The sequence below is a fragment of the Pseudomonas pergaminensis genome, assembly GCF_024112395.2.
GTDB lineage: Bacteria > Pseudomonadota > Gammaproteobacteria > Pseudomonadales > Pseudomonadaceae > Aquipseudomonas > Aquipseudomonas pergaminensis.
In genome coordinates this window covers 3184642-3199375 of record NZ_CP078013.2, presented here as the reverse complement: position 1 = coordinate 3199375, position 14734 = coordinate 3184642, and the positions used below count along the sequence as shown (strand labels likewise).

Genomic DNA, 14734 nt, shown 5'->3' with positions numbered 1-14734 from the left:
GCCACAATGAACTCAATATCCAAACTGCAAAAAGTGTTGATCGCCAATCGCGGTGAAATAGCTTTGCGTATCCTACGTGCCTGCAAAGAATTGGGCATCAAAACCGTCGCTGTTTACTCGACGGCCGATACCGAATTGATGCACGTGAAACTGGCGGACGAAAGCATCTGCATCGGCCCGCCACTGGCCACGAACTCGTACCTGAAAGTCTCGAACATCATCGCCGCTGCTGGAGTGACCGGCGCTGATGGCATCCACCCGGGCTACGGCTTCCTCGCGGAAAACGCCGATTTCGCCGAACAGGTGGAAAAATCCGGGTTTGCCTTCATCGGCCCGAAAGCCGAAACCATTCGCCTGATGGGCGACAAGGTCTCGGCCAAGGACGCCATGATCGCGGCCGGCGTGCCAACCGTTCCTGGCTCCGACGGCCCACTGCCGGAAGACGAGGAAACCGCGCTGCGCATTGGTCGCGAAGTCGGGTACCCGGTGATCATCAAGGCCGCCGGTGGCGGTGGTGGTCGCGGCATGCGTGTGGTGCACAAGGAAGAAGACCTGATCGAAGCCGCCAAGCAGACCCGCTCCGAAGCGGGCGCCTGGTTCGGCAACCCGATGGTCTACCTGGAGAAGTACCTGACCAACCCACGTCACGTGGAAGTCCAGGTACTGTCCGACGGCCAGGGCCACGCCATCCACCTGGGCGACCGCGATTGCTCGCTGCAACGTCGTCACCAGAAGGTACTGGAAGAAGCACCGGCACCGGGCCTCGATGAGAAAGCCCGCGAAGAAGTGCTGGCTCGCTGCGTCAAGGCATGCATCGATATCAACTATCGTGGCGCCGGCACCTTCGAGTTCCTCTACGAAAACGGCCGCTTCTACTTCATCGAGATGAACACTCGCGTGCAGGTAGAGCACCCGGTTTCGGAGATGGTCACCGGTATCGACATAGTCAAGGAGATGCTCAGCATCGCTGCTGGCAACGTGCTGTCGTTCACCCAGGCCGACGTGAAGATCCATGGCCACTCCCTGGAGTGCCGGATCAACGCCGAAGACCCGAAAACCTTTATGCCGAGTCCCGGCCTGGTCAAGCATTTCCACGCGCCCGGCGGCAACGGCGTACGTGTGGATTCGCACCTGTACAGCGGCTACAAGGTTCCGTCCAACTATGACTCGTTGATCGGCAAGTTGATCACCTGGGGTTCCACCCGTGACGAGGCCATGGCCCGCATGCGTAACGCTCTGGACGAGATCGTGGTCGATGGCATCAACACCAACATCGCGCTGCATCGGGATCTGGTGCGTGATGAAGGCTTCTGCGAAGGTGGTGTGAACATTCACTACCTGGAACACAAGCTGGCTAACCAGCATTGATATCGGTGGCCGGGGCCAGTCTGATGATCGCCAGCCCCGACCGTATTCATGTCCTCGTTGCGGTATTTAAAGCCATCCAATCCGTGCTCGGGTATAGTGCTAAAAGGCCATCATCTGTTGTCGCTTTATGGCGGACTAGCCCTATGCCAAATCTTCACTCTTTTCCCACTACACGGTTTATCCGCTGGTTTGTGAAAGACAACCAAAGCATGGATCGGAACATACGCCTAAAGCTACTTGAAGGTCCCTTTACCTCTCGCGCCGCGCTAGTCGTAGCAGGGATGAACACGCTGCTCATATGCAGCGTTGCAGTCATACTTCACCCCACGCCGTTCTTCATCAGTTGGTTAGCCACCGACGTTGTGATTTGGATCACCCGCTGGTTTGTGCTTCAGAGATTTATTGCCGGCGGCAAATCCAGGCCTCGCTACGCAACGGACCTTTCTCTGCTCTTGGGTTTGGTCTGGGCCGCCGAAATAGGCATTGGTACCGCAGAATGCATCATCAGCCAGGACCCGGTACTTCAAGTCCTCGCATGCACATCGACGGTCAGCATGAATGGGGCGATAGCCATGAGAAACCAAGGCATACCCCGCTATGCATTTACACAAATCCTGCTCACGGACATACCAATGAAATTGGCCACGCTGTTCCAACCGGAACCGATGTTGCGGGTGCTGATTCTGCAAGCGCCCATGTACCTCACCGGCTTGTGGGTACTGTTGAACAACCTCAATGAAAACCTGACGAAAGCCTATATTTCAGAAGCACAGAGTACACATTCCGCCACCCATGACAAACTGACCGGCGTGCTGAACCGCTTAGGAATCCTGAATAGGATAACGGCGATATGTGATTCGAAAGCCAATGGCAACAGTGACGTTTGTGTACTTTGTCTGGATTTGGACGGGTTCAAAAAAATCAATGATGCTAATGGGCACGCCACCGGCGACAGTGTATTAGTTTCTTTCTCGGAAATGGTCACCCGGGTGGTACGCAAGGGTGACGCAGTGGCACGCATAGGCGGTGACGAGTTCGTCGTAGTGATGCCCGATACCGACAAGATATCCGCTTCACTCATTGCTGAACGCATTATAAAAAGCCTCGAAGATTACACGAGTAAAGACGCGAAATATCAAGGTCTCGGCGTCAGCATCGGCATTACCGCGACTTACACCTCAGAGCTTGGGTGTGTTGAACAGATTTTATCCAAAGCGGATGTCGCGATGTATAGTGCAAAATCTGCGGGCAAGAACTGTTTCCGATTTGGATGAGTCTCGGGTGGCTAGAGATGAACCGAACCCGTAGGCATTGATGAGTACATCCAGTATGACAATCTATCGCGCGTCAGACTGAAGCTAAGCGGCCTGAGCCTGTTGAATACAGGACTCAAGCCGCTCAGGCGTAGAGAGGCAATCGTCCAACTGTGCGGGGTCAGTTCAAACACAGAAAAAAGAATTCGACTCGGAGAGCACGAAGCTGTGCAGAACAGAATGCAGGCACGGCCGAGCAAACCACCGAAGTTAGTGAAACCGCCACCTACTGTGTCTTGATAAACTCCAGCATCATTTCATTGCCATCGAGAATGTCCGTACAGATCGCCTGCCTGGCGGCAACCCCATCACGGTTCTTCAGGGCCGCCAACACTTCCCAGTGGTGCTCGATCGCCATCTGCTCCGAAAAGTGATCGTAGGCCAGTGCGAGCAGTGGCCCAGTGCGCATCCATAGACTGTCCAGAAAGCCTCGCAACAGCGGCATTTGAGCGATGTCGGCAAAGAAGAAGTGGAACGTCTGGTTGAGGTTCAACGCTTCGCTCATGTCTTCACGATGAATTGCGTCAAGGTTGGCCTTGATGTTGGCCTCAATACGCTCCAAATCCTCATCGGTGACAAGGCTCGCCGCCGTCTCCGCAGCCAACCCCTCAAGGGCAAGCCGCACAGCGCGAATTTCCAAATATTGTTGGCTTGTCAAGATCGGAACGCGTATGTCCTTAGGCGTCTTCATGACTAACGCTTGCTCTTTCGCAAGCTGAAGAATCGCATCGCGCACAGGGGTGACGCTGGTGCCCAACTGCATGGCCAGGTCACGAATGCGAAGTTTGTCATCGGGCTTGAGCTTTCCCGTGACCAACGCTTCCCGTAGAGATGAATAGACGCTGGTGCCGAGATACGCGTGTTTTATTTCACCGATGGGGTAGCTCATATCAGATCCGAATGGAGGGAGAGGCTCTATTTGGCGGGAAACAAGGCCCCGACAGCACAGGGCTGCATCATCGCGGTTTTATGGAGAAAAAACCAGCTACACAACATGATGCATCATGCATTATGCTTCAGTTAGCGGTCCCATAAAACAGCGAGATCATCATGACCACGACACGTTCCTCTCTAGCCGACAAAGACATGCGTCATCAATTGCACCCCTACACAAACGCCAGGGCTCACGAGGAACAGGGGCCATTGGTGATTGATCGAGGGGACGGGGTGTTCGTCATCGACGAAAACGGCAAACGTTACATCGAGGCCATGGCCGGGCTATGGAGCGCGGCCCTGGGCTTCAGCAACAAGCGACTGGTGGCGGCGGCTGAAAAACAGATGTCTACGCTTCCCTTCTACCACCTGTTTGGTCATAAAGCCCACGCCCCCAGCATCGAGCTGGCGGAGAAGCTGATCAACATGGCACCGGTGCCCATGAGCAAGGTGTTCTTCACCAACTCCGGCTCCGAGGCCAACGACACCGTGATCAAGTTGGTCTGGTATCTCAATAATGCCCAGGGCAAACCGACCCGCAAAAAATTCATCAGCCGAATCGGCGGCTACCACGGCATTACGCTTGCCAGTGCCAGCCTCACGGGCCTGCCGGCCAACCAGCGCGGCTTCGACGTCCCGTTGCCAGGCTTCCTGCACGTCGGCTGCCCGCACCATTACCGCCATGCGCTGCCGCATGAGACCGAGGAGCAATTTGCTGATCGACTTGCGGCTGAATTGGAGGCGTTGATCCTGAAAGAGGGTCCGGAAACCATCGCGGCATTCGTCGGAGAACCCTTGATGGGGGCCGGTGGCGTGATTGTGCCACCACGTACGTACTGGGAAAAAATCCAGCGTGTGTGCCGCAAGCACGACATTCTGATTGTCGCCGACGAGGTGATCTGTGGCTTCGGCCGTACCGGTACTATGTTCGGCAGCCAGACCTTCGGCATTGAGCCGGACATCATGATTCTGTCCAAACAACTGTCGTCGTCCTACCAGCCGATATCGGCCATTCTGCTCAATGAGCGGGTGTATCAAGGCATCGCTGACCAGACCAAGTCCTTCGGCGCACTGGGCCATGGTTTTACCGGCGGCGGACATCCCGTGGCGGCAGCCGTCGCGCTGGAAAACCTGAAAATCATTGATGAAGAAAATCTCGTGGCGCATGCCGCGCAGGTGGGTGAACTCCTGCACAGAGAGTTGCAACGTTTCGGCGATCATCCGTTGGTCGGTGAGATCAGGGGGGCGGGCCTGATCGCAGCCGTCGAACTGGTCGCTGACCGCGCCACCAAGGCCCCCTTGGACGCGCCAGGCACGCTGGGACGCTATCTGGCAGGGCGTGCCCAGGCGCATGGCATGATCACGCGCAACATGGGCGACGCCATCGCTTTCTGCCCTCCGCTGATCATCAGTGAGGATGAGGTGCGGTCAATCGTGGATCGGTTCGGCATGGCATTGGACGACACCAGCAAATGGGTCAATGGCTAAGTGAGCATGTCTAGTCCTGAAATAGGTTTACAACTGTTTCAGTCTCAAAACGCCCGATGCATCGCATCGGGCGTTTTGTATTTCAAGGCCACATGCGGCCGCTCTTTGTTGTAGATCAGCACCGACTCGCCCACCATCTTCACTCCTTCTGCCAGATTTTAGGCCGACGGAGTAAAAACTCGGTTTTCAAAATCCCATTTATTCGCTCGCCATAGCGTTCTGATAGCAATCATAGCCATCGGTCATTGAGCACCTGATTCCGTGTTTCGTATGTAGCCGCTGATACAAGTCGGAGCAGTACTGGGCTCCACGATCTGAGTGATGAACCAGCATTTGTTCGGTATCTCGCTCACTCACCGCTTTTTCCAGCGCCTTAATCACTGACTCGGTATGCAGGCTTTCATGCAGATGGTGGCCAACGATTTTGCGTGAGTACGCGTCGGTTACAAGGCTTACGTAGGCCACGCTTTCCTGCGTTGGCAGATAGGTTATGTCTGCAACCCAGACCTGCTCGGGCCCGTTGGCTACAACTTGTTCCGAGCCTGCTTTAAGCAGGTTGGGATGGCGGCGAAAGCGATGATGGCTATGAGTGGCCTTGTGATAAGCCCGCTTGCCCGGGACCAGCTCGCGCGCGTCACGCAGGATGGAAAATAGACGATCTCTGCCCACGCACAATGATGCAGGTGCTTCGGCGCTCATCAAATAGTGCAGCTTGCGCCTGCCCAGCTTGGCTGGCGACGCCGCTTCTCCAAGACGAAATCCACCACCTCCTGATCTTGGATGGCTCGCGCGTCAAAGGCGCGATTACGCTTGTAGTACGCCTGACGCGAAATACCCATGAACAGGCAAACCCTACTGATACTCAGGTCTTGGATTTACCCTTGCGAGAGGACTTGCCGGGTCGCTTTCTTACGACAGAAACACCGCAGTCATTTTCAAAATGTTAACGACGGCTTCAAAGAACTGAGCCTTTTGGTTGCTCAGTGCTAGCTGTTCTTCAAGCTCTTTGATTCGCTGCTCGGGTGTCAGCGGGAGGGTCGGTTCGGTCATGGACCTGCTCCTCGACTCTCGAATTGATGCGCCTTGGATCCAATCCTGCCGACCCTGCTTGCGTAACCACACCAGTACTGTCGACCGGCCCTGGATTCCATAGCGCCGTTGGGCTTATTTATGACCCAACTCGCCTGTTTCAACCTTGTCCACTGATAATTTAAAGGCTAATGTGTAGTCGCGCTGACTGCGCCTTTTGCCCGAATCCATTGAATCCTCCTGACGAAAGGTCAGAAGGTGTAAACCTTATTCAGGACGGGACAAAATCCCATTTACCCGCTTTGCCATCGCGTTCTGATAGCAATCGTAGCCGTCAGTCATTGAGCACTTGATCCCATGCTTGGCGTGCATTCGCTGGTACAGGTCGGAGCAGTATTGGGCCCCGCGATCCGAGTGATGGATCAGCGACTGCATGGATTTTCGCTGGCTAACAGCTTTCTGCAATGCTTTGACCAACGACTCCATATGCAGACTGTCATGCACATGATGACCCACGATCTTGCGTGAGTACGCGTCTGTTATCAGGCTGACGTAAACAACACTTTCCCGCGTGGGCAGATAGGTAATATCTGCAACCCAAACCTGCTCGGGCCTGCCAGCGACAACTTGTTCCGGGCCTGCTTTGAGCAGGTTGGGATGGCGGCGGAACTGATGATGGCTATGCGTAGTTTTATGATAAGCACGCTTTCGAGGAACCAGCTCTCGCGCTTCGCGCAAGATGGAAAAAAGACGGTCTCGACCAACAATTACCTGCGCTTCAGCCTCAGTGCTCATCAGATAATGCAGCTTGCGCGTGCCTAACCTCGGCTGGCGACGCCGCTTTTCCAGAACAAAGTCCACTACTTGCTGGTCTTGGTGAGCTCTCGCATCAACGGCTCGGTTACGTTTGTAATACGCTTGGCGCGAAATTCCCATGAACAGGCAAGCCCTGGTAATCCTCAGGTCTTGGATTTGCCCTTGCGAGAGGAGTTGCCGGGTCGCTTTTTTACGATGGACACACCGTAATCATTTTTCAAGACGTTCACGACAGCTTCAAAGAACTGGGCCTTTTGATTGCTCAGCGCCAACTGTTCTTCAAGCTCTTTAATCCGCTGCTCGGGTGTCAGCGGGAGGTTGGGGTCGGTCATCGGCCTGCTCCGCGGCGCTCGGATTGAGGCGCATTGGCTCCAGTCCTGTCGGCCATGCTTGCGTAGCCAAACCAGTACCGTGGACCGGCCCTGAATGCCAAAGCGCCGTTGAGCCTCTTTATAACTCAACTCGCCTTTTTCGACTTTGTCTACGACCGACAATTTAAAAGCTATCGTGTAATCGCGTTGGCTGCGCCTTTTTCTCGTATCCATTGAGTCCTCCTGAAGAAAGGTCAGAAGGTGTAAACCTTATTCGGGACGGGACAGCACCATGAAAAAGGCCTGGTGTGAACCCGGCCTTTTTTTGCTTCGACAACCCGTCTTCAGTTCAGCTCAGCCAGAAACGCCGGCACCGCGTCAAACAAGTCCGCCACTAGGCCGTAATCAGCCACCTGGAAGATCGGCGCTTCTTCGTCCTTGTTGATCGCAACGATCACTTTGGAGTCTTTCATACCGGCCAAGTGCTGGATCGCGCCGGAGATACCGACCGCGATGTACAGCTGTGGCGCGACGATCTTGCCGGTCTGGCCGACCTGCATGTCGTTGGGTACGAAACCTGCGTCGACGGCAGCGCGGGAAGCGCCGACCGCAGCGCCCAGCTTGTCGGCCAGGGCGTACAGGTGCTTGAAGTTGTCACCGTTCTGCATGCCACGTCCGCCCGAAACGACGATCTTGGCAGCGGTCAGCTCAGGACGGTCCGACTTGGCCAGCTCTTCGCCGACAAAGCTGGAGGTACCAGCGTCGTGGGCAGCGGAGACGGCTTCAACGGCAGCCGAACCACCTTCAGCGGCAACCGGGTCGAAACCGGTGGCGCGCACGGTGATGACTTTGATGGCAGCGGTCGATTGCACGGTGGCAATGGCGTTACCGGCATAGATCGGGCGCTTGAAGGTGTCGGCGCTTTCAACCGAAACGATCTCGGATATCTGGTCAACGTCCAGCTGCGCGGCAACGCGTGGCAGGATGTTTTTGCCGTTGGAGGTGGCGGCGGCCAGGATGTGGCTGTAGCCAGCGCCGAGCTCTGCAACCAATGGCGCAACATTCTCCGGCAGCTGATGCGCGTAAGCGGCGTTGTCAGCGTTCAGGACTTTGCTCACACCAGCAATCTTCGCAGCGGCTTCAGCCACGGCGCCAGCGCCTTGGCCTGCAACCAGAACGTGGATGTCGCCGCCGATTTTGGCAGCAGCAGCCACGGTGTTCAGCGTGGCCGGGGCCAGCACTTTGTTGTCGTGTTCGGCGATTACCAAGATAGTCATGATCAGATTACCTTCGCTTCGTTTTTCAGTTTCTCGACCAGTTCAGCCACCGACTTGACCTTGATGCCCGCGCTGCGTGCAGCCGGCGCTTCGACTTTGACGGTCTTGTTGGTAGAGGCGGTGGAAACGCCCAAAGCGTACGGAGTCAGCACTTCAAGAGGCTTCTTCTTGGCTTTCATGATGTTTGGCAGGGACGCGTAGCGCGGCTCGTTCAAACGCAGGTCGGTGGTGACGATGGCCGGCAGTTTCAGGGAAACCGTCTGTGCACCGCCGTCGATTTCGCGGGTCACGGCAACGCTGTCGCCGCTCACTTCCACTTTGGAAGCGAAGGTGCCCTGGCCGTAACCGGTCAGTGCAGCCAGCATCTGGCCAGTCTGGTTGTTGTCGCTGTCGATGGCTTGTTTGCCGAGGATCACCAGCGAAGGCTGTTCCTTGTCGACAACGGCCTTGAGCAACTTGGCCACGGCCAGGGAGGTCAGCTCTTCAGCGGACTCAACCAGCACGGCGCGGTCGGCGCCCAGTGCCAGAGCGGTACGCAGTTGCTCCTGGGCAGTGGTCGGGCCGATGGAAACCACGACGATTTCAGTCGCCACGCCTTTCTCTTTCAGGCGTACGGCTTCTTCCACGGCGATTTCACAGAAAGGGTTCATCGACATTTTTACGTTTGCGAGGTCGACGCCAGAGTTGTCCGCTTTGACGCGAACCTTGACGTTATAGTCGATCACTCGCTTTACAGAGACCAGGACCTTCATCAATTACCTCAGTAAGCATAGCCAGGGTGGGTCGGGATAACGTGTCAAACGGTACTGCTGCCGCGAAGTTTTTCGTTGCGCCGACGCAACCACTCCATCAGCAGTAACAGCACGGCTGACGCACCTACCATCAAGGTCGCCGCCGCAGCGATGGTGGGATTGAGGTTCTCGCGAATGCCTCCAAACATTTGCATCGGCAACGTGCGTTGGGCGGGGCTGGCCAAAAAAAGCGTCACCACCACCTCATCGAAAGAGGTGGCAAACGCGAACAAGGCCCCACTGATCACGCCGGGCGCAATCAGCGGCAGCATGACCTTGCGAAACGCCAACAACGGCGGTGCCCCCAAACTGGCGGCTGCACGGGAAAAATTCCGATCATAGCCCTGTAACGTCGCCGCCACGGTGATCACTACGAAGGGCACTCCGAGCGCAGCGTGAGCCAGCACGAGGCCAAGGTAGCTGTTGAGCAAATTCAATTGGGCGAAAAAAAAGTAGAGCGCCACCGCAATAATCACCACGGGCGCGATCATCGGCGAAATCAATACGGCCATCACCAGCCCCTTACCACGGAACTCGCCGCGGGCGAGGCCCACGGCGGCCAGGGTGCCGAGCGCGGTGGCCAGCAACGTGGCTGCCGGTGCGATAATCAAGCTATTGCGCAGTGCCCGCATCCACTCCTGGGAACCGAGAAACTCCTGATACCAGCGCAATGAGAAACCGCTCAACGGATAACTGAGAAACGACCCTTCGTTGAAAGACAGCGGTACGATTACCAGGATCGGCACCACCAGAAAAACCAGCAGGCTGAAGCTGAATACACTGAAGATCGGCGACCAGAGGCGCTCGACCACTGTAGAATGATGATTCATCAAACACCTCATGCACGTTGGGCGGGGTTGGCTGAACGGGTGATGCGCGAATACACCCAATACAACAGCAAGACGATGATCAGCAACTGGCTCCCCAGCGCCGCGGCCATCCCCCAATTGATGGTGCTGTTGGTGTAGAACGCGACGAAATAACTCAGCATCTGATCACCCGGCCCCCCCAGCAACGCGGGCGTGATGTAGTACCCAATAGCCATGATGAAGACCAGCAACGCACCTGCCGTAACCCCCGCGAAGGTCTGCGGCACGTAGGCCGACCAGAACGCGCGGAACGGATGCGCCCCGAGTGAAACGGCTGCGCGGACGTAGTTGGGAGAGATGCCTTTCATCACTGCATAGAGCGGCAGGATCACAAAGGGCAGCAGTATGTGGGTCATGGAGATGTAGACCCCCCCTCGGTTAAATACTAGCTGCAAGGGGTGCTCGATGAGCCCGAGACCGATCAGTGAACTGTTGATCAACCCGCCGTTCTGTAGCAGCACGATCCAGCCCGCCGTACGCACCAGCAAAGAGGTCCAGAACGGTAGCAGCACCATGATCAGAAGAAGGTTGGCGCGGCTGCTCGGTTGCTTGGCCAGCCAATAGGCCACCGGGTAACCGAACAGTACGCACAGCAGCGTGACCACGCTGGCCATCCAAAGTGTGCGCATCAGCACTGACAGATACAGCGCCTGCCCCTTGGGCAGCTCGACAATATCACCGCTTTGGGCATCCACCTGATGATCGAACGCAGCCAGCACGTAATACGCCGTGAGCGGGCGCCCTGCGCGCTGGATACTGCGCCAAGTACTCGGCTCCGCCCAAAGCGTCGATTGAGCGATGAGCGCCCGACTGATCGATTCGGCGTCGTTATTCGGCAACTTGCGCAAGGCCATGTTGAGGAGCGTGCGATAACGACCGTCTTCATAACCCAGCCGCTTGATCAAGCCTGGGGTCTGCCCCTCGGCCTTGGCGGTTTTCAGGTCCATCACCAACGACGAAAAGACTTTCTCATCCGGCCGGCTTTCGCCGTCCCAGTCTTGCAACGCCTGCAGCGTCGTGGGTAATGCCCGTTTGACTTCCGGGTTGTCGAGGCTCTTCCACAGTATGTTGCCGATCGGGAACACGAAGCTGATCAGTAGAAATATCAAAAGCGGCGCGATCAGCAGTACGGATCGCTTACGGTAGGCACGTTCGGCATGCAGCAATCGCTGCTTGAGAGAGGCGCCCTTATCGGTTGAATGATCGATAGCCGTCAGGCTGACTTCTGACATGCTGGTCTCCAAGTATAAGGCTGAACCGGCTTCAAACAGATGAGGCCGGTGGTGGCTGATTAGTTCGCCGCCCAGGCGTTGAAGCGTTGCTCCAGCTCTTCACCGTGTTCGATCCAGAAATCGGTATCTACCCCGCGTGCGCCTTTGAGGTTAGCGGGAGCGGTTGGCAAATCGGGGCGCACCGTGGCGTCGATCTGCGCAATGGCCAGCGTGTTGGTCGGCCCGTAGGGAATGGTTTCGGCGAAGACTTTCTGGTTCTCGGGACGGTTGGCGAATGCGATGAACTGCTCGGCCAACGCCTTGTTCTTCGACCCCTTGACGATCGCCCAGCTATCCAGGTCGTAAAGACTGCCATTCCAGACGATCGAGAACGGGTGCCCTTCTTTCTGCGCTGCGGTGACGCGCCCGTTATAGGCGGAGGTCATGACCACGTCGCCGGAAACCAGCCACTGCATCGGTTGAGCGCCGGCTTCCCACCACTGGATACTCGACTTGATTTCATCGAGCTTTTTAAAGGCCCGGTCGACGCCCTCGGGCGTGGCCAGCACGTTGTAGAGTTGGCCCTGGGAAACGCCATCGGCCAACAATGCAATTTCAAGGGTAAACTTCGCGCTTTTGCGTAGCGCACGTTTGCCTGGATAGGTCTTCAAATCCCAAAAATCCGCCCAACCGATGGGGGCCCTGGCGAGTTTTTTGGAATCGTAAGCCAACACCGTGGACCAGATGAAAATGCCTGCCCCGCACTCACTCACCGCCGAATCGACCAGCTGTCTCTTGTCGCCCAGCTTTGCCCAGTCCAAGGGTTCGAACAGCCCCTCGCTGCACCCGCGCACCAACTCCGGACTTTCAACCTCGACCACATCCCAGCCGACCTGACCGGTCTCCACCATGGCTTTGATCTTAGCCATCTCGCCGTTGAACTCACCCGCCTCAATGTTGACGTCGTTCGCCTTGGAAAACGGTTGGTAAAACGCTTTCTCCTGGGCTTGCTTATTAAGCCCTCCGAACGACACAACCGTGAGCTGTTGAGCCTGCACCTGGCTTGCTACGCCAGCCATCAACGCCAATACCGCGATTTTCTTGAACATGGGAACGCTCCTCAGCAGTGTTTTGGGCAACGCTTTTTTCAGTAATGGGCCAATGGATCGAGCGCACTGGCGTCGTGACTGAACCAGCCGACAGGCAACGTATGACCGGTCAGCCAGTCATCGTGCATTTCAGCGATAGGGACTTTTGCGGTGAACGCCTGGTGCCCGACAACGTTGAGCCGCACCCGAACGTGATCGCCCAGATAAATCAGCTCCTCAATGCGTCCCGGCAGGCTATTGGCGGACGGTTTGTTCAGCCCGACCCGTTCAGGACGGATCGACAACGATGTGGAATCACCGGCAGACAGAACAGTCGTAGCGCGGGCGCCGACCTCGGAACCATCCGCCAGGCGCACGCGACACTCTGCACCGGAAACCGAAACAACCGTCCCCGGCAGCGCGTTGTTTTCACCGATGAAGTGAGCCACGAAAGAATTGTTGGGGTGCTCATAGAGCGCTTTGGGCGTGTCGATTTGCTGAATCACACCATCATTGAAAACCGCGACACGGTCAGAGAGTGTCAAGGCTTCCGCCTGATCATGGGTGACGAACACTACGGTCAAGCCCAACTGGCGATGCAAGCGTCGGATTTCCAACTGCATCTGTTCACGCAGCTGTTTATCCAGCGCCCCCAAGGGCTCATCCATCAGCACCAGACTGGGCTCGAACACCAGCGCACGCGCCAGTGCGATGCGTTGCTGTTGCCCACCGGATAACTGCGCCGGGTAGCGTTGCGCGAGGTGACCGAGCTGGACCATTTCCAAAGCACGCTTGACCTTCACGTCGATATCGACGGCACTCATTCGCCTAACTTTAAGAGGGAATGCGAGGTTGCCCGCCACCGTCATGTGGGGAAACAGTGCGTAGTTTTGAAACACCATGCCGATCCCACGCTGATGCGGCGCCACCGTATGTAACGGCTTGCCGTCGAGCAGAATTTCGCCTTCGGTGGGCGTTTCGAAGCCTGCCAGCATCATCAGGCTGGTGGTTTTTCCAGAGCCCGAAGGCCCGAGCAAGGTAAGGAACTCACCCCGCTGGATGTCGAGGTCAAGCTTTTTGACCACCAACTGTTCGCCGTCATAGCTCTTCTGCACGCCTCTGAAGCGTACATAAGGGGGGGCAATGCTCATGGCTGCACCTGCTTATTATTGTTTTGGATATGTCGTTCAGGGTTACACGGCTTCATTTTAAGCACATCTTCAATGATGATGCATCATGTTTTATATTTCAGGATTTCAGCATAAAGAGTGCCAACGTGGCCACAGATGTTAGGTGCGAAAAACACTTGAACGCTGCCGTAACATCCAAGGGGCCTGGCACTCGCACGTGCAATGAAAGGCGTGTACGCACCGCTTAGGCGCGCCGTGCGAAGCATAGAAGAACCGGTTGACAGTACAGATTTTTTTAAACATGATGCATCAAACATCAACAACCCGCACCGATTGAGGACGTCCCATGAGTGAGAAAAAAACCCTGCTGCTGACAGGCGCCAGCAGAGGCATCGGGCATGCAACGGTCAAACACTTCAATGCAGCGGGCTGGCGCGTTTTCACCGCCTCCCGCCAAAGCTGGGCGACCGAATGTCCCTGGGCGGACGGTCAGGAGAACCACATCCATCTGGATCTCGAGGACATTGGCAGCATTGAAGCCAGCATCGACCTGATCAAAGAAAAACTCGGTGACGGCAAGCTGCATGCACTAGTCGATAACGCCGGCATGAGCCCTAAAGGACCGCAAGGCGGCCGACTCGGCGTGTTGGAAACCGACTATGCCACCTGGCTGCAGGTCTTCAACGTCAACCTGTTTTCCACCGCGCTGCTCGCTCGGGGTTTGTTCGCTGAGCTGAAAGCGGCGCAAGGCACCATCATCAACGTCACCTCGATTGCAGGCTCAAGAGTCCACCCGTTCGCCGGGGTCGCTTATGCGACGTCGAAAGCAGCCTTATCCGCGTTGACTCGAGAAATGGCTTACGACTATGGGCAGCACGGCATTCGGGTGAATGCTATCGCCCCTGGGGAAATCGATACGTCGATCCTCTCCCCCGGCACCCAGGACATTGTTGAACGCAACATTCCAATGCATCGGCTTGGCAAGCCGGAAGAAGTGGCGTCTCTCATTCATTTCCTGTGTACCTCAGGTGCCTCCTACATCAATGGCGCAGAGATCCAGGTCAACGGTGGCCAGCACGTTTGAGCGGGTCATTCCTTTCCCTTTTGCAA

The 14734-nt window shown here is 56.4% G+C and carries 11 protein-coding genes and 2 pseudogenes; 4 read left to right on the top strand and 9 right to left on the bottom strand.

Translation table 11 applies throughout. The features are described 5' to 3' along the window. Positions 1-6: 6 nt before the first annotated feature. Both accC and KUA23_RS14405 read left to right on the top strand, forming a co-directional pair. A complete protein-coding gene (gene accC, locus KUA23_RS14410; protein ID WP_252994198.1) occupies positions 7-1368 on the top strand; it encodes an acetyl-CoA carboxylase biotin carboxylase subunit in 1362 nt (453 codons plus the stop codon). A 23-nt stretch (positions 1369-1391) separates the two neighbouring features. Next, the gene (locus KUA23_RS14405) at positions 1392-2642 is read left to right on the top strand and encodes a GGDEF domain-containing protein (RefSeq protein WP_241770412.1); all 1251 of its coding nucleotides are present in this window, start codon (positions 1392-1394) and stop codon (positions 2640-2642) included. 265 nt (positions 2643-2907) lie between these two features. Here KUA23_RS14405 and KUA23_RS14400 read toward each other — a convergent pair whose 3' ends face one another. Further along, the gene (locus KUA23_RS14400; RefSeq protein ID WP_034103253.1) at positions 2908-3570 is read right to left on the bottom strand and encodes a GntR family transcriptional regulator; all 663 of its coding nucleotides are present in this window, start codon (positions 3568-3570) and stop codon (positions 2908-2910) included. A 161-nt stretch (positions 3571-3731) separates the two neighbouring features. Between KUA23_RS14400 and KUA23_RS14395 the strand changes: the two genes are divergently transcribed. Further along, a complete protein-coding gene (locus KUA23_RS14395) occupies positions 3732-5102 on the top strand; it encodes an aspartate aminotransferase family protein (RefSeq protein WP_034103255.1) in 1371 nt (456 codons plus the stop codon). Between the two features lie 44 nt (positions 5103-5146). Here the strand turns inward: KUA23_RS14395 and KUA23_RS14390 are convergent. From KUA23_RS14390 to KUA23_RS14355, 8 genes and pseudogenes are all read right to left on the bottom strand, one after another. Next, positions 5147-6362 (bottom strand): annotated as a pseudogene (locus tag KUA23_RS14390) (IS3 family transposase). Positions 6363-6413: 51 nt separating this feature from the next. Beyond that, positions 6414-7492 (bottom strand): annotated as a pseudogene (locus KUA23_RS14385) (IS3 family transposase); the annotation flags it as partial. Between the two features lie 110 nt (positions 7493-7602). Then, positions 7603-8535, bottom strand: a complete 933-nt coding sequence (locus KUA23_RS14380) for an electron transfer flavoprotein subunit alpha/FixB family protein (RefSeq protein WP_034103259.1) — start codon at positions 8533-8535, stop codon at positions 7603-7605. Positions 8536-8537: 2 nt separating this feature from the next. Continuing rightward, positions 8538-9287: an electron transfer flavoprotein subunit beta/FixA family protein gene (locus tag KUA23_RS14375; RefSeq protein WP_252994197.1), complete on the bottom strand. Its 750-nt coding sequence runs from the start codon at positions 9285-9287 to the stop codon at positions 8538-8540. A gap of 44 nt (positions 9288-9331) precedes the next feature. Beyond that, positions 9332-10159, bottom strand: coding sequence for an ABC transporter permease (locus tag KUA23_RS14370; RefSeq protein WP_241770413.1), 828 nt, complete (start codon positions 10157-10159; stop codon positions 9332-9334). Between the two features lie 5 nt (positions 10160-10164). Beyond that, the gene (locus KUA23_RS14365) at positions 10165-11427 is read right to left on the bottom strand and encodes an ABC transporter permease (protein WP_346356409.1); all 1263 of its coding nucleotides are present in this window, start codon (positions 11425-11427) and stop codon (positions 10165-10167) included. 59 nt (positions 11428-11486) lie between these two features. Beyond that, complete coding sequence (locus tag KUA23_RS14360; RefSeq protein WP_052211074.1) at positions 11487-12515, bottom strand: ABC transporter substrate-binding protein; 1029 nt, start codon at positions 12513-12515, stop codon at positions 11487-11489. 38 nt (positions 12516-12553) lie between these two features. After that, complete coding sequence (locus KUA23_RS14355) at positions 12554-13645, bottom strand: ABC transporter ATP-binding protein (RefSeq protein WP_034103268.1); 1092 nt, start codon at positions 13643-13645, stop codon at positions 12554-12556. A gap of 325 nt (positions 13646-13970) precedes the next feature. Between KUA23_RS14355 and KUA23_RS14350 the strand changes: the two genes are divergently transcribed. Then, positions 13971-14708 carry an SDR family NAD(P)-dependent oxidoreductase gene (locus tag KUA23_RS14350; RefSeq protein WP_034103269.1) on the top strand — a complete coding sequence of 246 codons (738 nt, stop codon included), beginning with the start codon at positions 13971-13973 and terminating at the stop codon, positions 14706-14708. Positions 14709-14734: the final 26 nt, after the last annotated feature.